The 19,947-nt window shown below is 56.8% G+C and carries 19 protein-coding genes; 9 read left to right on the top strand and 10 right to left on the bottom strand.

The annotated features are described in order from the left end of the window. Nucleotides 1-105: 105 nt before the first annotated feature. Nucleotides 106-1,068 (bottom strand): thioredoxin-disulfide reductase, encoded by a 963-nt coding sequence (gene trxB / locus K0F75_RS19215; RefSeq protein WP_219063545.1) that lies wholly within the window; start codon nt 1,066-1,068, stop codon nt 106-108. A 151-nt stretch (nt 1,069-1,219) separates the two neighbouring features. Beyond that, a complete protein-coding gene (locus K0F75_RS19210) occupies nt 1,220-1,819 on the bottom strand; it encodes a peroxiredoxin (RefSeq protein ID WP_219063544.1) in 600 nt (199 codons plus the stop codon). 249 nt (nt 1,820-2,068) lie between these two features. On the opposite strand from K0F75_RS19210, the gene cysZ reads away from it, so the two are divergent. The 5 genes from cysZ to K0F75_RS19185 all read left to right on the top strand — a co-directional run bounded on the left by cysZ (nt 2,069) and on the right by K0F75_RS19185 (nt 5,852). Then, nucleotides 2,069-2,824, top strand: coding sequence for a sulfate transporter CysZ (gene cysZ / locus K0F75_RS19205; protein ID WP_219063543.1), 756 nt, complete (start codon nt 2,069-2,071; stop codon nt 2,822-2,824). Between the two features lie 214 nt (nt 2,825-3,038). After that, the gene (locus K0F75_RS19200) at nt 3,039-3,350 is read left to right on the top strand and encodes a hypothetical protein (protein WP_219063542.1); all 312 of its coding nucleotides are present in this window, start codon (nt 3,039-3,041) and stop codon (nt 3,348-3,350) included. 339 nt (nt 3,351-3,689) lie between these two features. Continuing rightward, nucleotides 3,690-4,022 carry a hypothetical protein gene (locus K0F75_RS19195; RefSeq protein ID WP_219063541.1) on the top strand — a complete coding sequence of 111 codons (333 nt, stop codon included), beginning with the start codon at nt 3,690-3,692 and terminating at the stop codon, nt 4,020-4,022. A 70-nt stretch (nt 4,023-4,092) separates the two neighbouring features. Beyond that, complete coding sequence (locus K0F75_RS25850; RefSeq protein ID WP_257604437.1) at nt 4,093-4,599, top strand: hypothetical protein; 507 nt, start codon at nt 4,093-4,095, stop codon at nt 4,597-4,599. Between the two features lie 77 nt (nt 4,600-4,676). Next, the gene (locus tag K0F75_RS19185; RefSeq protein WP_219063540.1) at nt 4,677-5,852 is read left to right on the top strand and encodes a glycosyltransferase family 1 protein; all 1,176 of its coding nucleotides are present in this window, start codon (nt 4,677-4,679) and stop codon (nt 5,850-5,852) included. Between the two features lie 35 nt (nt 5,853-5,887). On the opposite strand, the gene K0F75_RS19180 is transcribed toward K0F75_RS19185, so the two are convergent. From K0F75_RS19180 to K0F75_RS19165, 4 genes are all read right to left on the bottom strand, one after another. Then, nucleotides 5,888-6,991, bottom strand: a complete 1,104-nt coding sequence (locus K0F75_RS19180; protein ID WP_219063539.1) for an NADH:flavin oxidoreductase — start codon at nt 6,989-6,991, stop codon at nt 5,888-5,890. Between the two features lie 17 nt (nt 6,992-7,008). Further along, nucleotides 7,009-7,620: a TetR/AcrR family transcriptional regulator gene (locus K0F75_RS19175; RefSeq protein ID WP_219063538.1), complete on the bottom strand. Its 612-nt coding sequence runs from the start codon at nt 7,618-7,620 to the stop codon at nt 7,009-7,011. Nucleotides 7,621-7,796: 176 nt separating this feature from the next. After that, nucleotides 7,797-8,279, bottom strand: coding sequence for a glutathione peroxidase (locus K0F75_RS19170; RefSeq protein ID WP_219063537.1), 483 nt, complete (start codon nt 8,277-8,279; stop codon nt 7,797-7,799). A gap of 121 nt (nt 8,280-8,400) precedes the next feature. Further along, the gene (locus K0F75_RS19165) at nt 8,401-8,886 is read right to left on the bottom strand and encodes a peptidylprolyl isomerase (protein ID WP_219063536.1); all 486 of its coding nucleotides are present in this window, start codon (nt 8,884-8,886) and stop codon (nt 8,401-8,403) included. A 13-nt stretch (nt 8,887-8,899) separates the two neighbouring features. On the opposite strand from K0F75_RS19165, the gene K0F75_RS19160 reads away from it, so the two are divergent. The 3 genes from K0F75_RS19160 (at nt 8,900) to K0F75_RS19150 (ending at nt 12,368) form a co-directional block, all read left to right on the top strand. Then, nucleotides 8,900-9,214 carry a DUF3565 domain-containing protein gene (locus K0F75_RS19160; protein WP_219063553.1) on the top strand — a complete coding sequence of 105 codons (315 nt, stop codon included), beginning with the start codon at nt 8,900-8,902 and terminating at the stop codon, nt 9,212-9,214. Between the two features lie 95 nt (nt 9,215-9,309). After that, on the top strand, nt 9,310-11,400 hold the full coding sequence (pta, locus tag K0F75_RS19155) for a phosphate acetyltransferase (RefSeq protein WP_219063535.1): 2,091 nt from the start codon (nt 9,310-9,312) through the stop codon (nt 11,398-11,400). A gap of 62 nt (nt 11,401-11,462) precedes the next feature. Further along, the gene (locus tag K0F75_RS19150) at nt 11,463-12,368 is read left to right on the top strand and encodes an acyltransferase (RefSeq protein WP_219063534.1); all 906 of its coding nucleotides are present in this window, start codon (nt 11,463-11,465) and stop codon (nt 12,366-12,368) included. 69 nt (nt 12,369-12,437) lie between these two features. Here the strand turns inward: K0F75_RS19150 and K0F75_RS19145 are convergent, their stop codons facing one another. Together K0F75_RS19145 and K0F75_RS19140 are read right to left on the bottom strand one after the other, a co-directional pair. Next, on the bottom strand, nt 12,438-13,148 hold the full coding sequence (locus tag K0F75_RS19145; RefSeq protein WP_219063533.1) for an OmpA family protein: 711 nt from the start codon (nt 13,146-13,148) through the stop codon (nt 12,438-12,440). Nucleotides 13,149-13,284: 136 nt separating this feature from the next. Continuing rightward, entirely contained in the window at nt 13,285-13,929 is a 645-nt protein-coding gene (locus tag K0F75_RS19140; RefSeq protein WP_219063532.1) for an MBL fold metallo-hydrolase, read from the bottom strand. 506 nt (nt 13,930-14,435) lie between these two features. Here K0F75_RS19140 and K0F75_RS19135 point away from each other — a divergent pair. Next, on the top strand, nt 14,436-15,680 hold the full coding sequence (locus K0F75_RS19135; protein WP_219063531.1) for an HD-GYP domain-containing protein: 1,245 nt from the start codon (nt 14,436-14,438) through the stop codon (nt 15,678-15,680). Nucleotides 15,681-15,691: 11 nt separating this feature from the next. Here K0F75_RS19135 and K0F75_RS19130 read toward each other — a convergent pair whose 3' ends face one another. Together K0F75_RS19130 and K0F75_RS19125 are read right to left on the bottom strand one after the other, a co-directional pair. After that, entirely contained in the window at nt 15,692-16,897 is a 1,206-nt protein-coding gene (locus tag K0F75_RS19130) for an MFS transporter (protein WP_219063530.1), read from the bottom strand. Nucleotides 16,898-17,008: 111 nt separating this feature from the next. After that, the gene (locus K0F75_RS19125; RefSeq protein WP_219063529.1) at nt 17,009-19,750 is read right to left on the bottom strand and encodes a LuxR C-terminal-related transcriptional regulator; all 2,742 of its coding nucleotides are present in this window, start codon (nt 19,748-19,750) and stop codon (nt 17,009-17,011) included. Nucleotides 19,751-19,947: the final 197 nt, after the last annotated feature.

Here is a 19,947-nt window from a genome sequence, read left to right as displayed (position 1 = left end):
GCCCCGTATCTTTCGGTACGGAGCATTTTCGTTGAGCCTTGTGCAGATTGCTAGGTTTTCACACAGTCTGCGAGGCCGGTTTTTTTTGCAACTGCAAGCAGGCTTTTACAGCGCAGCATCCTTCAGACCATCGAGGTAACGCTCGACGTCCAGTGCCGCCATGCAACCCGCTCCCGCCGAGGTAATCGCCTGACGATAGATGTGGTCAGCCACATCGCCCGCCGCGAAAACACCGTCGACATTGGTCGCAGTCGCATTACCTTCACGGCCGCCCTGAACCACCATGTAACCGTCTTTCAAGGTCAGTTGGCCTTCGAACAGCGACGTGTTCGGCGTGTGGCCGATAGCGATGAACACGCCATCGACTTTCAGCTCGTCAGCGCTGCCGTCATTATTTCTCAGGCGAGCACCGGTCACGCCCATGTTATCGCCCAGCACTTCTTCCAGGGTCGCGTTGAGCTTGAGCACGATCTTGCCTTCGGCAACGCGGGCATGCAGCTTGTCGATCAGGATCTTCTCGGCGCGGAACGTTTCGCGACGGTGGACCAGGGTCACTTTGCTGGCGATGTTAGCCAGGTACAGCGCCTCTTCCACGGCAGTGTTACCACCACCGACGACTGCGACTTCACGGTTGCGATAGAAGAAACCATCGCAGGTCGCGCAGGCGGATACGCCTTTGCCCATGAAAGTTTCTTCTGATGGCAGGCCCAGATAACGAGCGCTGGCACCGGTCGCGATGATCAAGGCGTCACAGGTGTACGTCGCGTTGTCGCCTTTGAGACTGAACGGCTTGCCAGCCAGGTCCACCGCATTGATGTGGTCAAACACCACTTCGGTTTCGAAACGCTCGGCGTGTTCCTTCATCCGCTCCATCAACACCGGGCCGGTCAGGCCGTGGGGATCACCAGGCCAGTTATCGACTTCAGTGGTGGTGGTCAATTGACCACCTGCCTGCATGCCGGTAATCAACAGAGGCTTGAGGTTGGCACGTGCCGCGTAGACCGCTGCGCTGTAACCGGCAGGACCGGAGCCGAGAATAATCACTCGGGAATGACGTACATCAGACATGACACACTCCTATTGACCGGCCATCGTTACGCGTGGTCGGAACGCCGGTGTACCGGCTGGAATAAAAAAGGACCGCACAAGCACTTGGGGAAGGCTTACAACACGGCAGTCCTGAAAATATGAGGCTGCGGCCGGAGCCGCAGCCGGGGTATTACAAGTTTTTAGCGTTTTCGGCCAGGTAATCGGCAACGCCCTTGGCGTCAGCCTTCATGCCTTTTTGACCTGGGCGCCAGCCGGCTGGGCAGACTTCGCCGTTCTCTTCGGTGAACTGCAGAGCTTCAACCAAACGGACCATGTCGTCGACATCGCGACCCAGTGGCAGGTTGTTAACAACCTGATGCTGAACCACACCTTCCTTGTCGATCAGGAACGAAGCGCGCAGAGCGACGCCAGCTTCGTGCTCGATGCCGTAAGCGCGAGTGATTTCGTGTTTGACGTCAGCCACCATGGTGAATTCGACTTCACCGATGCCGCCTTTTTCAACAGGGGTGCTGCGCCATGCGTGGTGAGTGAATTGCGAGTCGATGGAAACGCCGACCACTTCAACACCCAGCTCGCGGAATTTCGCGATGCGGTTATTGTGGGCGATGATTTCAGACGGGCAAACGAAGGTGAAATCCAGAGGCCAGAAAAACAGAACCACGTATTTGCCACGCAGGGAGGACAGCTTGAAGCTGTCGACGATGGAACCGTCACCCAATACTGCTGCTGCGTCGAAATCCGGGGCTTGCTTGTTTACCAGTACGCTCATGATGACTCCTTGGAGATTAAAATTTCAGGAAGAGATTGATAAGTTGCCGAGAAGCTTATCGAGGTCGCGAAGATTAAGGAAATATCGTTTCACAATCCACCTCATAGGCAGGGTCTATCCAGATAACCTTTGTATCAACGCTTGACCATAGACTTTACGCCGTCGGGTTTGTTACCGCGAATGTCCGCACTTTCGTACACCCTGCAAAGCCGGTAAGGTCGGCGCGTTTCCCACCGTTCGGAGCCTGCCATGCCTGCCCCTGTTCTTTCTGGTCCGCAATACCTGCGTGAAGGCCTGAAACTGGTCCTGAGCCCCGGCTTGCGCCTGTTCGTTCTGCTGCCGCTGGCGATCAACCTGGTGCTATTCGGCGGCCTGATTTACCTGGCCATGCATCAGTTCGGCATGTGGGTCGACACCTTCATGCCAACCCTGCCAGTCTGGTTGAGCTTTCTCAATTACATCCTTTGGCCATTGTTCGTGGTGCTGGTGCTGCTGATGGTGTTCTTCACCTTCACCATGATCGCCAATATCATTGCCGCGCCGTTCAACGGTTTTCTCGCGGAAAAAGTCGAAGTGGTGCTACGCGGCACCGATGACTTCCCGACCTTCAGTTGGGGCGAACTGGTCGCCATGGTCCCGCGCACCTTCAGCCGGGAGATGCGCAAGCTTGGCTACTTCCTGCCCCGCGCGATCGGCCTGCTGATCCTGTCCTTCATCCCGGTGGTCAATCTGGTCGCTGCGCCACTGTGGCTGCTGTTCGGCGTCTGGATGATGGCCATTCAGTACATCGACTACCCCGCCGACAACCATAAAATGGGCTGGAACGAAATGCTCGCCTGGCTGCGCGCCAAACGCTGGCAGAGCCTGAGCTTCGGCGGCATCGTCTATCTGGCGTTGCTGATTCCGGTGGTCAACATTTTGATGATGCCCGCCGCCGTGGCCGGGGCAACGTTGTTCTGGGTGCGTGAGCGCGGAGCAGAGGCAACGCCCGGTAACACGCTTTAAAGCTCGCCGATAACAGCCGGTTTTTTGTTCCCGCCACGCACCGGCTGTTATCTAAAGCACGCACTAACGCCCGATGAATTTCACTGCCATAACTATGTATGTGCTGTCACCCCGCCTGATCCTTTCTAATGGATCTTCCAAACAACCTGTCCCTCTGCATACCACGATGAGCATGATGCTCAACGGCGGGGACGCTAGATAAAGGAAGATCACCATGAGCACTGAAATCATTCGTGAAAAAGCGCGCAACCTGCTGAATGCTGCGTTGGAAAGCTGGAACCTGAACCCGGACGCCGTGTATTTCAACGGCGTCAACAACATGACCGAACGCCTGGTCATTGCTTCCATTTCACTGACCGAAGAAGCCGTAGATAAAACCCTCGAAAAAGATCTGCCTTCGTACTCCTATGTAAACGCAGGTCTGTTTTCGGTAGCTTACTCGTTCGCCGATGAACACCGCGTGGAGGGGCCTGACGCTGAAACCCTGAGCCGCATCATTACTGAAATCATTCATACCCTGGCTTAATAGCACCGCGCATTTCCCTGACGGAAAGTCATTGCGGCATTAACCAGAGCATGTTCATCCTGTAAAAAGGATGAACATGTTTACCCCGTAAAAAAATGAAAACAACCAAGGCACTATTTGGCGTCCGAACAGAGACGATTAACCGGAAGGCAACCCCTTGCCGATAGGGGCAACCCTTTGCCACGTTCTACAAATAACCACTTGTAGGAACTTTCTGTAGGACAACTATTCCAGCGCGCAGAATTGCTGCAACAGTTGACTCATCCTCCGCGCCGCTCGCCCTCAAATAAAAACCGGCATCTTTATTGCTCTCCTAACACTAAAAAACCAGGAGGCATTATGCCCATTGAATCCAGCATCAATTCAATTCAAACTGTTTCAAATTTTCAGAAAATCATCGATAGCTCCGCACCCGCAGCCATCGAGAGATTAGTCGAGCCTCGCTCAAGATTCGCACACACGTTAACCAGTGCAATGAGCGAATATAACTCGACTCAAGATAAAACATATCAATCGGCCCCAGCGACACTTACAACGCTCGTCCTGCCCCGCTCGACAGTGTTCATGCAGAATGATGTACGCGACAAATCCCCGAATCAAGATAAAAGCCATACACCCGCCGCGGCAGCAATGGAGAGGATAGCAGTACCTCGCTCAGCGCCATTAAACTGATGGAAAGCCAGCCTTCGTCGGCCAGCACTACCGGTCATTCGGCGTCGAACACCTTTCGCGAGAAAACATTATGCGTATTGAGACATCGATCAATTCAACCCGCCCGATTGAAACAACTCGACCAGAAGCTAAAGATGCAACGTCGTTACGGACCCTCGATAGCGCAGGCAAGTCATTCATGCAGAACTTTAACGAGGCAGTCACAGCATCCGAAACTCACAAAGAACACACTAAAAGTGCTAAAAGCGTATCGCTCAGAAGTTTTCTTTTGGACAGAGCCAACAACGACCAGCAAGAGGCTGCGCGGCTGGCTCATAGCTATGCCTACAATTCTCTCAACGGAGAAATGCATGATCTTACTGACTACCCTATTATTCGCTATAGCTCGACCGGCGAAATTGTGACTGATACCACAACCTCATATTTTGAGAGAACAATGTTCTCGATAAGAAAAGAACGAATTGAACTGTATGAAACAGAACAAGCAAAGGGTACACCTCCAGCAACAATCCTGGAGAAAATGCTGAATTTCAATGATGGATTACCACAGAAGTTCCGTGAAATGGCGAACTGGTAAACTCCGCGCCCATCACTGTCACAAATCCATCATCAAATCACCACATAAGCGACATGGCCTCAGCCGAGACTGACGTCATGAGCACGATCTTGCATGTCACCCTGATTACCGAAACCTTCCCGCCCGAGATCAATGGCGTGGCCAATACCCTTGGTCGGTTGTGCGACGGCCTGCGTCTGCGCGGTCACCGTGTCGAGTTGATACGTCCGCGCCAGAGTGAAGATGCAGGGCTTGTCGCCGCAGACGATCTAATGCTGTGCCGTGGCTGGCCGATTCCGGGCTATCCCGGTTTGCAGTGGGGGCAATCATCAATGCACAAGCTGTTGCGGCGCTGGACGCGGCAACGGCCAGATGTGCTGTACATCGCCACCGAAGGGCCGCTGGGATTGTCCGCATTGCGCGCGGCCAGGCGCTTGGGAATTGCCGTGGTCAGTGGTTTTCACACCAACTTCCAGCAGTACACTCACGAATACGGGTTCGGGTTTGTCACCCGCCTGCTGACGCATTACTTGCGTTGGTTTCACAATCGCTCACAGATCACCGTCGTGCCCAGCCTCAGCCAAAAAATGGAGCTGGAGCGTCGAGGTTTTGAGCGGGTTGAACTGCTGTCGCGGGGCGTCGACAGTCAGTTGTTTCATCCGTCGAAACGTTCAGCGGCGCTGCGTGAGAGCTGGGGGTTGGGTGTGGGCGATATTGCCGTGCTGCATGTGGGCCGGCTCGCTCCCGAGAAAAATCTGGGCCTGCTTAAAACCAGCTTCGACGCCCTGCAAGCGGCACATCCTCGACAAACGCTGAAGTTGATTATCGTCGGCGATGGCCCGCAACGAACGACGCTGGAACAGCAACTGCCGAACGCGATTTTCTGCGGCACGCAACGGGGTGAAATGCTGGCGACGCACTATGCATCGGGGGATCTGTTTGTCTTCCCGAGCCTGACCGAAACCTTTGGCAATGTGGTGCTTGAGGCCTTGGCGTCCGGGCTGGGCGTGATTGCCTATGACCAGGCCGCTGCGGCTCAGCATATTCGTCACGGGCACAATGGTGCGCTAGCGATGCCGGGGGATGAAGAGGCGTTTATCGATGCCGCACGCTGGTTGCTTGAAGAAAGCGAAACGCTGCGCAGAGTCCGCTTGAATGCGCGGCAACACGCCAGTCGTCAGGGCTGGGGGGCGATTATCGACCTGTTCGAAAGGCAATTACGCAATGCGCGCGAGATGAGCAACAAGGCGTTGCCCATGGGGCAATTATTGTAAGCGCGTGGGGGGTGTCCCCCACGCACCTACAGGCTTTAGACCAGCGTCATTAAGGCGTCACGGCTGAACGGCAGGATGTCCTGCTCGCGGCCATCACGCACCTTCACCGCCCAGTCCGGGTCCACCAGCAGCGCACGGCCTACCGCGACCAGGTCGAACTCGTCATTGTTCAAACGCTGCAGCAGGTTGTCCAGGCTCGCCGGTTGGGCGATTTTGTCGGTATTAACCATGAATTGCAGGAACTCGCCATCAAGCCCGACGCTGCCCACGGTGATGGTCGGTTTGCCGGTCAGCTTGCGGGTCCAGCCGGCCAGGTTCAGATCAGAGCCGTCGAACTCAGGTTCCCAGAAGCGACGTGTCGAACAGTGAAAGATATCCACGCCAGCGTCTGACAGCGGCTTGAGGAATTCACCCAGCGCTTCCGGCGTCTGCACCAGACGTGCGCTGTAGTCCTGCTGCTTCCACTGCGAGAAACGGAAGATGATCGGAAAGTCAGGGCCGACCGCAGCACGCACTGCCTGGATCAACTCGATGGCAAAACGCGAACGACCGGCCAGATCGCCGCCATATTCATCCGTGCGCTGATTGGTGCCTTCCCAGAAAAACTGATCGACGAGATAACCGTGAGCGCCGTGGATTTCAACGCCGTCCATACCAATCGCTTTGGCGTCCCTGGCGGCCTGAGCGAAGGCGCCAATCACGTCCTGAATATCTTGTTTGGACATGCCGTGCACCACGACCTGACCGTCTTTGAGTTTTTCCGTTGGCCCGTAACCCGGAACGCTGGCGTCAGGTTCCGTGCCGACGCGCCGAACGCTGCCCACATGCCACAGTTGCGGGACGATTTTGCCGCCTTCGGCATGCACCGCATCCACGACTTTTTTCCAACCGGCCAACGGCGCTTCACCGAAGAACTGCGGGACGTTCGGGTAGCCGTTAGAGGCTTTGTGATTGACCGTCGTACCTTCGGTGATGATCAGACCTACGCCTGCGGCAGCGCGCCGACGGTAATACTCGATAACTTTGGAGTTAGGCACGCCACCTGGGGAAAACGAGCGGGTCATGGGCGCCATGACCACGCGTGACGGCAATTGTAAATGGCCCAGATGAAAGGGTTTGAACAAGGCGTTGACTGGCATGTGACGCTCCTCAGGGATCAATCGGTATCAGTGGGGCCAGGCGCCAACAGACGCTCAAGCTGGTTCAGAAAAACGTCGAGGGAGGCGACACTGCCTCCCACTTTCATGCGCATCAACGCCCCTTCCCAGGCATTGGCGATAAATTCAGCGAGCGCGGCACAGTCGGTATTGCCAGGCAACTCACCGGCCTGACGGGCGGCCGTCAGGCACTGGGCAAGAATCGCCACCGAACGCTCAAGGATCTGTTCCACCTGACGGGCGATGGGCTGGCAGCCATCCGCCATTTCGAAACTCAAGCTGCCGATAAAGCAGTGATACTCAGGTTTCTCTTGTCGGGAAAAATGCTCGAGCAGGTCGCGGTAGTAACTCAGGACCCGTTCACGCGGGCTCTGCGCCGGGTCTGCCAGCGCGGCGGCGTAACGCTGCAATCGCGGCGCGTACAAATACTCCAGCGCTTGCACGGCAAAGTCTTCTTTGCTGGCGAAGTAGTGATAAAACGACCCCTTGGGAATACCTGCGGCCTGGACAATCTCCAGCACGCCCGTGCCGTGATAACCGCGGCGGGTCATCAGGTGGGCGCCTTTGGCGAGGATCAGATCACGCTTGTCGAGTCGAATGGATGTGCTCATGGCGCGAAGCATATGACCGGTCGTCTCGCTTCTGCCAGCACTATTGATTTGGGTGATTTAGCAGTAAAAGTCGGGGAGAGAGTAAAGGCAAATAGCGGGGTTCAATGCACAGAACCTGAAGGGGAAAAGCTTGCCGGGCGTGCTCGAATGGCAACCCGGCGGGCGAAGCCGGTGGATCAGCTCAGGGCTTTTTCAATAGCCTGAACCACCGCGTGATCGTCTGGCGACGTGCTTGGCGAGAACCGCGCGAGGACGCGGCCATCTTTACCCACCAGAAATTTCTCGAAGTTCCAGGTAATGTCTCCGGGAAATTCGGCACCTTCACCGACCAGCAGACGGTACAGCGAATGACGATGAGCGCCGTTCACTTCAAGCTTGCTGCCCAACGGAAATGTCACTCCGTAATTCAGGGTGCAGAATTCTTGAATCTCCGCTTCGGAGCCAGGTTCCTGGCCGGCAAATTGATTGCACGGTAGACCCAGCACACTGAAGCCTTGATCCTTGTACTTTTGATAGAGTTTTTCCAACTCCGCGTATTGCGGCGTCAGACCACACTTGGAGGCGACGTTGACCACCAGCACGACTTTGCCCTTGAGGGGCGCGAGAGGCAATTCCTGGCCATCCAGAGCTTTTAATGTCGTGTCGTGAAAAACACTCATGACGAACTCCCATATAACTAGCGAACTAAAAAGGCGCCCGTATCAGGTTGTGGAAACGAACACGTCGTCTTCACGTACCTGCCTAGGCGCCTTGCCAGCTAACAGAGCTTAGCAGCACAAATCAATGGTGATGGCCGCCTTCGCCATGCACGTGACCATGAGCGACTTCTTCCTGGCTGGCGTCACGAATCTCAATGATCTTGACCTCGAAATTCAAACGCTGACCCGCCAAAGGATGGTTACCGTCAACGGTCACATCATCGCCATCCAGATCGCGGATGGTCACGATCTGCATGCTGCCGTCCGGGCCCGACGCGTGGAACTGCATACCCACTTCCAGTTCGTCGACACCTTCGAACATGCTGCGGCTCAGGGTGCTGACCAGTTCGGCCAGGTATTCGCCATAGGCGTCTTCCGGCTCGATGGACACTTTCAGTTCGTCACCGACGTTCTTGCCATCCAGAGCCTTCTCCAGGCCCGGAATGATATTGCCTGCACCTTGCAGGTAGACCAGCGGCGCGCCGCCGGCGGAACTGTCGATGACCTCACCAGCGTCGTTGGTCAGGGTATAGTCAATGGAGACAGCCTTGTTGGCGGCGATCGTCATGGGGCAAGACCTTTTGCTTAAGATTGAAGAACGATCGAGTTTAACCAAGCAATCGCCCGAAAGCGAACGCAACTCTGACGGACGGCCCAGATTGGAAAACCCGACACTCCTTGAGTTTCGTCAGGACGAGGATGGGCACTGGATTGCCGTGCTTTCCTGCGGCCACACTCAGCATCTGCGCCATCAACCGCCATGGCAATCGCGGCCCTGGGTGCTTGATCCAGCGCAACGGCAACAACGAATAGGTAAATGCTTTAGCTGTGGCTGGTGTGCGCAGGGCCCGGATAACGATAGTCTTACGCCCAACCAAGGCACCAAGAATCGATAGCGTGCCCGTAATGTACAAAAAGAATCAGTGACGTAAACCGGTATTTTGGCGGGCTGATCCGCGCCGCCCTTGCACTGCTCAATTGAGAAGCCCGCATGCAGACTTTTTTTATCGCCCCCACTGACTTCGGTGTGGGTCTGACTTCCATCAGCCTGGGCCTGGTGCGCACGCTTGAACGCGCAGGGCTCAAGGTCGGCTTTTTCAAACCCATTGCCCAGCCTCATCCGGGCGATCTGGGGCCAGAGCGCTCCACCGAACTGGTTGCTCGCACCCACGGCCTCAAGCCGCCTAAACCGCTGGGCCTGGCCCATGTCGAACGGATGCTCGGCGACGGCCAGCTGGATGAATTGCTGGAAGAAATCATCCAGTTGTATCAAGAGGCTGCGGTAGGCAAGGACGTGCTGATCGTCGAAGGCATGGTCCCTACCCGCCATGCCAGCTACGCCGCGCGGGTCAATCTGCATTTGGCAAAAAGCCTGGATGCCGAAGTGATTCTGGTCTCCGCGCCGGAAAATGAAGTGCTGACCGAGCTGTCCGGGCGAGTCGAATTGCAGGCGCAACTGTTCGGCGGCCCAAAAGACCCGAAAGTCCTCGGCGTAATTTTGAACAAAGTGCGCACCGACGAAAGCATGGAAGCCTTCGCTGCGCGACTCAAAGAACACTCGCCTTTGTTGCGTAACGGTGATTTCCGCCTGCTGGGCTGTATTCCGTTTCAGGCTGACCTGAACGCCCCGCGGACCCGCGATGTGGCCGATCTGCTTGGCGCACAGGTACTCAATGCCGGCGATTACGAACAACGGCGCATGTCCAAAGTCATCCTCTGCGCACGCACCGTGCTCAACACAGTATCGCTGCTTAAACCAGGCGTGCTGGTGGTAACACCTGGCGATCGCGATGACATCATCCTCGCTGTCAGCCTTGCTGCGATGAACGGCGTGCCACTGGCTGGCCTGCTGCTGACCAGCGACACCGTGCCTGATCCGCGGATCATGGAACTGTGCCGTGGCGCGCTGCAAGGAGGCTTGCCCGTACTGTCCGTGAGCACCGGCTCCTATGACACCGCGAACCAGTTGAACCAACTGAACAAAGAGATCCCTATCGATGACCGCGAACGCGCGGAAATCATTACCGACTTTGTCGCCGGGCACCTGGACGCGAAATGGCTGCACCAGCGTTGCGGCACGCCTCGGGAAATGCGCCTGTCCCCGGCGGTCTTTCGCTACCAATTGATCCAGCGCGCACAGGCCGCCAACAAGCGTATCGTCCTCCCGGAAGGCAGCGAACCGCTGACCATCCAGGCGGCAGCCATTTGTCAGGCGCGCGGCATCGCCCGTTGCGTGCTGCTGGCCAAGCCAGAAGAAGTCTATGCCGTGGCCAAGGCCCAGGGCATCGAGTTACCGGCAGGGCTGGAAATTCTCGACCCGGACCTGATCCGGGGACGCTATATCGCACCCATGGTCGAGCTGCGCAAAAGCAAGAGCCTCAACGCGCCGATGGCCGAGCAGCAGTTAGAAGACACCGTAGTGATCGGCACCATGATGCTGGCGCTCGATGAGGTCGACGGTCTGGTTTCCGGGGTCATCCACTCCACCGCCAATACCATCCGTCCGGCGTTGCAGTTGATCAAGACCGCGCCGGGCTGCACGTTGGTGTCGTCCGTATTTTTCATGCTGTTCCCGGAGCAGGTGCTGGTCTACGGCGACTGCATCATGAACCCGCACCCCAGCGCCAACGAGCTGGCTGAAATCGCCCTGCAAAGTGCCGATTCGGCAGTGGCTTTCGGCATTGCGCCAAGGGTGGCGATGATCAGTTACTCCAGCGGCGATTCGGCCAGCGGCGAAGAAGTGGAAAAAGTCCGTGAAGCCACGCAACTGGCGCATCGGGCCCAGAGCGATCTTTTGATCGACGGTCCGCTGCAGTACGATGCCGCCGCCAACGAAACCGTCGCCCGCCAACTGGCGCCCAACAGCCCGGTCGCCGGACGCGCCACGGTGTTTGTGTTCCCGGACCTCAATACCGGCAACACCACTTACAAAGCCGTGCAGCGCAGCGCAGATTGCGTCAGCCTCGGCCCGATGCTGCAAGGCCTGCGCAAACCGGTGAACGACCTGCCACGCGGCGCTCAGGTCGATGACATCGTCTACACCATCGCCCTTACGGCGATTCAGGCTGACAACCTTTCCTGACCCCAATAACAGCCGCCGGGAAGTCCGGCGGAACTTGAACTATTTTTGGAGCCCTGCCCCGCATGGACTTTTTACCTGCCCCATTGCGAGGCGTGATTGCCTCGCTGCTATTGGCGCTTAATACAATCGTTTGCTGCACACCTTTGTTCGTGGTCGCCATCTTCAAGCTGTGCCTGCCCTTCCCTGCCGCCCAACGCTTGACCGACTGGCTGATGAGCCACATCCACGAAGCCTGGATCAGCAACAACAGAACCTGGATGAAGCTGGTGCGCAACACCCGCTGGCACCTGAGCGGGCTCGAAGGCCTGGACTATCAACACTCGTACCTGATTACCAGCAACCATCAAAGCTGGGTCGACATCATGGTCCTGCAATACGTGCTCAATCGGCGCATCCGTCCGCTGAAGTTCTTTCTCAAGCAGGAATTGATCTGGGTACCGGTTATTGGCCTGGCCTGGTGGGCGCTGGGTTTCCCGTTCATGAAGCGTTACTCCAAGGCGTACCTGGCCAAACACCCGGAGAAGAAGGGCAAAGACCTGGAAACCACGCAGCGTACTTGCGACAAGTTCCGCAATAACCCGGTGGGCATCTTTAACTTCGTGGAAGGCACGCGGTTCACCGAGAGCAAACACGCCGAGCAAAATTCGCCCTTTCGCCACCTGCTCAAACCCAAAGCGGGCGGCATCGCGTTTGTGCTCGACGCCATGGGCGATCAGTTGGAGGCCATCGTCAACGTGACCATCCACTACCCTGGCGGGCGCCCAGGTTACTGGGATCTGCTGTGCGGTAACGTCAGGGAAGTGGTCGCGCATTTCGAAGAAATCAAAATCCCGGCACAGTTCATCGGCAGCAATTATGACCAGGACGGTGAATACCGCCTGGAATTCCAGCAGTGGATCAACCGACTGTGGGAAGACAAGGATTTATTGCTGGATCGCCTGCATCAGGAGTATCCACAAAAGCGTTGATCGCAACCTGACGGCAGGAGCGAATTCATTCGCTCCTGCCAGGTTAGCGGCAGATCTGAAAATACTGACTTACTGCTGCGGCTGCTGCTGCTGGTATTGCTGACCTGGAATAGGCTTCAGGTTGACTTCAACCCGACGGTTCTGCGCCCGGCCATTCACGTCGGCGTTGCTCGCAATCGGCTGATCCGGACCTGCACCACGCACGGACAGGTGGGAAGGGTCGACGCCTTGCGAAGTCAGGTAAGTACTTACGCTCTGCGCACGCTGCTGGGACAGGTCCATGTTGTGCTGACGGCTACCGGTGCTGTCGGTGTAGCCCACAATTTCAATCATGTTCTGGTTGAACTGCTTCAAAGAGCCGGCCAGATTGTTCAGCGGCGAATAGAAGCTGCTGGCAATGGCTGAAGAGTCCGTAGCGAAGGTGATGTTGCCCGGCATGATCAGCTTGATCTGATCCCCCTGACGCTGCACCTCGACCCCGGTATTGGCCATGCTTTTGCGCAACTCGGCTTCTTGCTTGTCAGCGTAATAACCGTAACCGGCAGCACTGGCACCGACAACCGCTGCGCCAATCAGCGCGCCCTTGCCACGGTTATCGTGACTAATCGCAGCACCGGCCAAGGCCCCTGCCAGCGCACCCAGCCCCCCGTATTTGGCGGTCTTGCTGACACCACCCGAATTATCAGCCTGTCCTTGGTTGTCATAAGGATTAGGTGACGCGCACCCGGACAACAAGGCAACAGCAGTAGCGACAAGAATCAAACGACGCGAGGTGAACATTGAGGAACTCCTGTTTAACTTCCTAGGGCTACTTTTTATGGCTGCTTTCGATAACGCAACGAACGTCAGATGCAGACCGTGCGGCGATTAGAGCCTCACTTAAGGAAAAAATTCCATAATTCCGATGTAACAAGTTTCACGCCCGAACGTAAGGGTTCTGGCGCATCTCGTCGCCCAAGCGTGTCTCTGGGCCATGACCGGTGATCACCGTCGCCTCTTCGTCCAGGCAGTACAAGCGCTGCTTGATCGAACGAACGATAGTCGCCTGATCGCCACCCCACAAATCCGTGCGCCCAATCCCACGCTTGAACAACGTGTCGCCAGCAATCAACAGCTTGTCGTCGGCAAACCAGAAGCTCATCGAACCGGGTGTATGCCCAGGGGTGTGCAACGCCACGCCGCAGCCACAGGGCAACGCCTCATCATCGGCCAACCAACAATCCGGTGGCGGTACCGGCGTATAAGGCACACCGAACATCTGGCACTGCATTTCCAGGTTGTCCCAGAGGAACTTGTCCTCCCGATGCAAATGCAACGTCGCCCCGGTCTTCTCCTTCATCAACCCGGACGCCAGAAAATGATCCAGGTGCGCATGGGTATGAATAATACTGACCACCCGCAGCCCCAATGCGTCCAGCCGAGCCAGAATCAACTCATGATCGCCACCCGGATCGACCACGATCGCTTGCTTGGTGACGGGATCGCCGATGATCGTGCAGTTGCACTGCAACGGGCCGACGGGGAAGGTTTCGCGGATGAGTGACGGTTTGACGACTTGCATGGGGCCTCCCGGGAGATGGATAGACGTGAGTTTGAATTGTAGAGGCCATGCCGTCGAGCGTCGGCTTTCACCCTATTCACACTGAGTACCTCGCCTACAGACCCGAGGTTTGCATCCGATTGCCCGAGGCCGCCAGCATGGGCGGGGCCTAGGAAAAACATCAGAAAACTTACTGATGTTTTTCCACGAAACACCCGACACGCGCAGTGGTTACAATTGAAAATTCAAGAGCAATCACGGCAACTAATTGATTTATATCGTATAAATTTTAAAGAAATAAAATATGACCACCGTTTCGCTTTGCACGCTTTTTCGGGAAGGGGCAGGCTATAATGGCACTATGCAATCATCGCGAGCCGATCACGCCATTAAGCACGCTCTACAGGGTGAAGCAATGTCGACTGCTCACCTAAAATATCAGGCGTCGTGACGGGTTTTGTTTTCGTGGTCACAAGAATAGGGCCGGCCTACTTGCAGGAAGGCTTGGCGGTACTGAGAAACTGGCGATGCTGAAGAAAATCCCTACCTCTGAACTTGCCCTTGGCATGTACATCCATAAATTTTGTGGTCCGTGGGTTGCGCATCCCTTTTGGAAAGGCAGCTTTGAACTCAAAGATGCTCTGGATATTGTACGGATCCAACAGTCGACCATTACAGACGTGTGGGTGGACACCAGCAAAGGTCATCCTCCTGTAACTGACGATACCTCTCAACACCTCGAGGCACCTGTCCTTCCGCTTTCTCCACCCATTCCCGTCGTAGAGCCCACGACCATCCCCTCCAGGGTCAGTCTGGATGAGGAGCTGTCCCAGGCCTTAAAAATTTGTGTGCGAGCCAAAGAAGCCGTCGTCACCATGTTCAGTGACGCAAGACTGGGCCAAGCTATAAAAGTGGAGGATGGCGCTTTTTTAGTGGATGAAATAACCAACTCCATACTTCGCCATCCCCATGCGCTTATCAGTCTGGCGCGCTTGAAAACGTCTGACGACTACACCTACATGCACTCCGTAGCCGTGTGTATATTGATGATTGCCCTGGCTCGACAACTGCAGATGAGCGAGGAGCAAGTCCGTGAAGCAGGGATGGCCGGCCTCATGCACGATGTCGGCAAGATGATGATCTCAAGCGCCATCCTCGATAAGGCCGGAAAGCTGACACCCGAGGAGTTCAAACTCGTCCAGAGCCACCCTGAAGAGGGGCTGAAAATTCTGGAGAGGAGCGAGGACGCCAGTGCTCACGTGCTTGACGTATGCCTGCATCACCACGAAAAAATTAACGGTTTGGGTTACCCGCATGGCCTGGCTGGGGACCAGATCAGTCTGTTTGCCAGGATGGGCGCGGTGTGCGACGTGTATGACGCGGTGACGTCCGAGCGCTCGTATAAAAAGGGCTGGGGTCCTGCACACTCCATTCGCGAAATGGCCTCCTGGAAAGGGCATTTCGATGAAATAGTTTTCCAGAACTTTGTTAAAACCATCGGCATCTACCCCATCGGCGCTTTAGTCAGCCTGCAAAGCGGTCGCATGGGCGTAGTCATTGAGCAGAATGAACAGTCCCTTCTGACACCCAAAGTTAAAGTATTCCTGTCGACGCAAAGCAAAATGGCGATTCCACACAAGGTCATTGACCTTGCCTGCCTCGAGGAACCAGACAAAATTGTGCAAATCGAGCTGGCTGAGGACTGGGGCATCACCAACGCTGAAGAACTTTGGTCTGGCCTCTCATTAGCCGAAGGCAACCTGTTCGGTTGACGTCCTGAACGCTAAGGAACTCCGATGCGTTCCGGCAGGATCACGGCATTTGGAGGGGCGTTCAGACGCGCGATTGTCGAATAGTGAAGCAAGAACACCGTCCCGCCCACCAACGCGCAGATCCACCACAGTGTCGGTCCACCATAGGCTCCGTATAACCAGGCACCGACGCTGGGACCATAAAGCGAGTGCCCCAGCCAGCCGGCACTGAATATCCCCAGGTACTTACCTCGTTGACGATGCTGAGAGCGTTCTAGCACCGCCAACGTCCACGCGGGGGTCAAAAGCAGTTCTGCCGCCGTGATTGTCAGCATCGTCACGATGGCCCAGCCGATATGACTGCCCGCATTAAGAAACAAAAAAGCACAACTGAGCAGACAAGCGCCAAGCCGCGAAGCGATGACCACCCCGTGACGCTCAATCCACCGCGTTACCGGCATCTGCAGCAAGACCACCAGCAACGCATTCATGGAAAAAAGATAAGCAATCCATTCTGGGCCAGCGGCAGCGTGCTCGCGTAAAAAAAGTCCAAACGTGCCGTACATTTGATCGAACACACCCAGCGCTAACAGTTGCCCCACGATGAACACCAGAAATAGTCGATCTTTCCAGGGCGAGCCTTTTAATGCCAAGACCTCCCGCTGAAGGTCGCTGGTCGCCACCTCGACATGCAATCGAACTCGGCCTGCATGTTTCAAGGCGTAGCCCACCAGACACACGCTGCCGAGCACATTCACCGCACCCTGGAAAAGAAATACGTAGCCATACCCTAGACTGACCAGTGCACCTGCCATGACGCCCGCCAGGGCAACACCCAGATTGAACACAACCCGATGTAAACCCTGCACACGAATCTGCAACTGCTTCGGGCTGGCGTCCATGACCAACCGTAAATTGGCAGGGCGGAACGCGCCATCGAAAAGCCCCACCAAGGGCACTACCAAAAACAGCAAGGCCAAAGGCAAATGCAGGGCAAGCGCAGCGGCAAACAGGCCGCTGAACAGCAACGAAAAACCCGCCACCCACTGGCAATCAACGTATTCAGATAAAACCCCGCCTGAGTAAGCACCGACGATGCACCCAGCGCCATAGGCCGCCATGAGCAAAGCAATCACAGTGAAGTCAAACCCATAAGCCTCGTAAAAAAACAAAGGCATGAAGAGCTTGACGATACCGCCTGCGCTATTGCACAGGGTCGCCAAAAGTTGGAGTTGCACGACTCGGGGTAGGGCTCGAAGCATATTCTTCAACGGGTTAATTAACGCCTGCGCAATGCCACGATTCCATCGCGCACTCCACCCTTAACTGCTTGCACCGCCGGATTGCCCTCACCCCAACAGCCCCATCTCCTGCGCCCGCGCCACCGCCTGCGTTCGCCGTTCGACCCCTAATTTGCTGTTGATGTGGCTGGCGTGGGTTTTTACGGTGTGCAGGGAGATGAACAGCTGTTCGCTGATTTGCTGATTGGAGCAGCCCTGAGCGATGAGTTGGAGCACGGCGAGTTCGCGGGCGCTGAGTTGTTCTGCGCAGTGCAGAGGCTCGCTGGGTTCGCGCAAGGCGACCGCAGGCGGTAACAGTTCCAGTAACGAATCGCGAACAACGCCCGGTGCGCTTTGCAGCAGTTGTTCTCGCAACCAATCGGGGTGCCCGCTCACCAGCCAGTAGAACGGCAGAAGTGCGCCCCCGGTGGCTGCTTGCAGGCTACGGGTGAGCAGTGTCCGTGCCTGTGCCTCGCGCGCGGTGCCCAACAGCGGCAGGATTTGCTGGGTCAGCGCGGCGACATAAATAGAGTGGGCACCGGTATTTTGTGCCTGCTGTTCAAGGGCGAGCAGCCGTTGCTCGGATTCGGGCAGCAGCCCTTGAATGCGTTCGAGCACTGCGCGCTGTAATTCGATGTGCTGCGGCAGTTGCGGATGACACTCCGGTGCGGCAGCGGCCTGATCACCGCCATAGGTTTGCGCCAACCGCACCAACCAGGCTTCGGCGAGGTCGATGCGGCCTTGCAACAACCACAGCTCACATTTGACCAGCGTGATCATGGCCAGGTAGTAGATCGGCGGCACGTCCCAGATGTGCATCAAGCGCTCGGCCTCGCCCAGCTCGGCAAAGGCCTCGGCAAAACGGCCGTCGCGCCCGTCAAGCCCGGCGATCACACAATGGCCGATCAATACGCTGATATCACGACAGGCTCGTGCTTCAGTCAACCCGGCCAACAGCCGCGCACGCCCCGCTTCAGGCTGCATGCGCATCGTCAGCAGATAGCCTTCATACAGTGTCAGTCGCGCACGAACAGCATAGAGCCGTTGGGCCGGCAAACCCTTGAGTCGCTCCTGGCCCTGATGGACTTCGTCCAGCGCACGCAATACCTCGCCACGCGCCTGCAACACCCGCGCCCGATCATAATGGGCAAGGGCTTCAAATAGCGGATTGGCGACCCGCTGCGCCAACTCAAGCGCCTCGCGATTGAGTACCCGGGCGCGCAGGGGGTCGCTCTCGGCAATGGCCAGATTAGCCAGCGTCGACAGGCACGTCAGCCGTTGACCGTACCGTTTATGCGGCAGGCTGCGCAGCGCTTCGTTGCAATAGAGATGGGCCTTGGCGCTGTCGCCACGCCCTCGGGCAATAATCCCGCTGAGCGCCAGCCACTGGGCGAGCATGGATTTCTGCGCTGTCGCCGAGGGGGCGGGCAGAAAGCGACTCAAGTGGCTGGCCAGCTCTTCAGCGGCATCCAGCTGGCACGCCAGGCCCAGCGCCCAGCTATAGAGCACGATCAAGCGTGGCGTGCTGATCAGCAGACTGTCAGGCAAGTCCATTTTCCAACGCAGCAGCATGCCGACGTTCTGCTCCGCCAGCAGCTGCTCTTCGGACAGGTTCTGTACCAGATTGGCGGCGACATCCAGATGCCCCGCACGCAAGGCTTGTTCGACGGCCTCATCAAGCAGGCCCTGGTCGCTGAACCATCGACAGGCATTCAGGTGCAGACGAGTTTGCTGCGGACCGGTCTCGGCGCCGGGCCGGGTGCGCAGCAGGTCGGAAAACAAATGGTGATAACGAAACCAGCGGCCATGCTCATCCAGCGGCACCAGGAACACCTGATGCGCTTGCAGATAACGCAGCATTTCGGCGCTGTCATACGTTTCGCGAGCGGCGTCGCACAGCTCGCTGCAAAAACGCTCCAGGCAGGCGGTATCGTACAAAAATGCCTGGACATCGCTCGGTAGAAAGTCGATCACCTCTTCGAGCAGGTAATCGCGAATCAGCCCTTCCCCGCCATGCAGCGCTTGCGGCAACGCGTTGTCACTGCCTGCTTCAGACGCGGCCAACAGCCAGAAGCGCAACCCGGCCACCCAACCCTCGCTGCGCTGAATCAGGCTTTGCAGCGCCTCGCTGTCCAGCGAATTAGAGTGCTGATCGAGCACCGCCACCGACTCGGCGTTGGTCAGGCGCAAATCCTGCTCATTGAGCTCAAGCAATTGGCGCGACAGTCGCAGCCGCGCCAAGTGCCAGTTCGGACGCTGACGGCTAGTGACCATCACGATCAGCCCGGCGGGTAAGTGATTGAGGAAAAACTGCAGACAGCGGTCGAGCACCGGCCCTTGAGCGAGATGGTAATCGTCCAGCACCAGCAGCAGTGGCTTACTCAGCATCAGGTGCGTGGTCAGCTCATCAAGCAGACCATCAAGCCACTCTTCGAATGCAAAAGGTTGATGCCGCTGGCGCATCTTCAACAAACCCAGCGCCTGGGTACCCAGTTGCGGGAAGAATTGTTGCAGACCGGCAAGCAAACGCTCGAGAAACCGCCCCGGATCATTGTCGCGATGACTCAGCCCCAACCACAGACTTTGCCACTGGGCCGGCAGGCTCTGGCAAAACTCTACCGCCAGCGAACTCTTGCCAAAACCTGCCGGGGCGCAGACCAGCAGCAGCCGCCCCGCCAGGCCTGCACTCAAGCGCTCACACAAACGTGGACGCAGTACATAACCTTCGGGCAACGGTGGTCGAAAAAAACGGCCTTCCAGCGCGGTAACCGCGTGGCTGTCAAACCCTTGTAGACGGGACAAATCAGTCATAGCCGGCTCTTATTAAAGTGCTGTTATCGGCATTGCAGATGTCCGCAGACTAGCGGGTAAGTCGGCCCTTTTGAAGGAATTTGGCGCTTTTTTAGAAAAAGATTAAAACAATATGCATCGCTCCCCGTGAACAAGGGGTTCTCAATAGAAAACGCCCCGAACAGTCGGGGCGTTTTCAGTGTGCGTTTAGCGATGAA

The sequence above is a fragment of the Pseudomonas sp. UMAB-08 genome (assembly GCF_900095225.1).
In the GTDB taxonomy this organism is placed as follows: domain Bacteria; phylum Pseudomonadota; class Gammaproteobacteria; order Pseudomonadales; family Pseudomonadaceae; genus Aquipseudomonas.
This window is presented reverse-complemented; position numbering and strand designations above follow the sequence as displayed.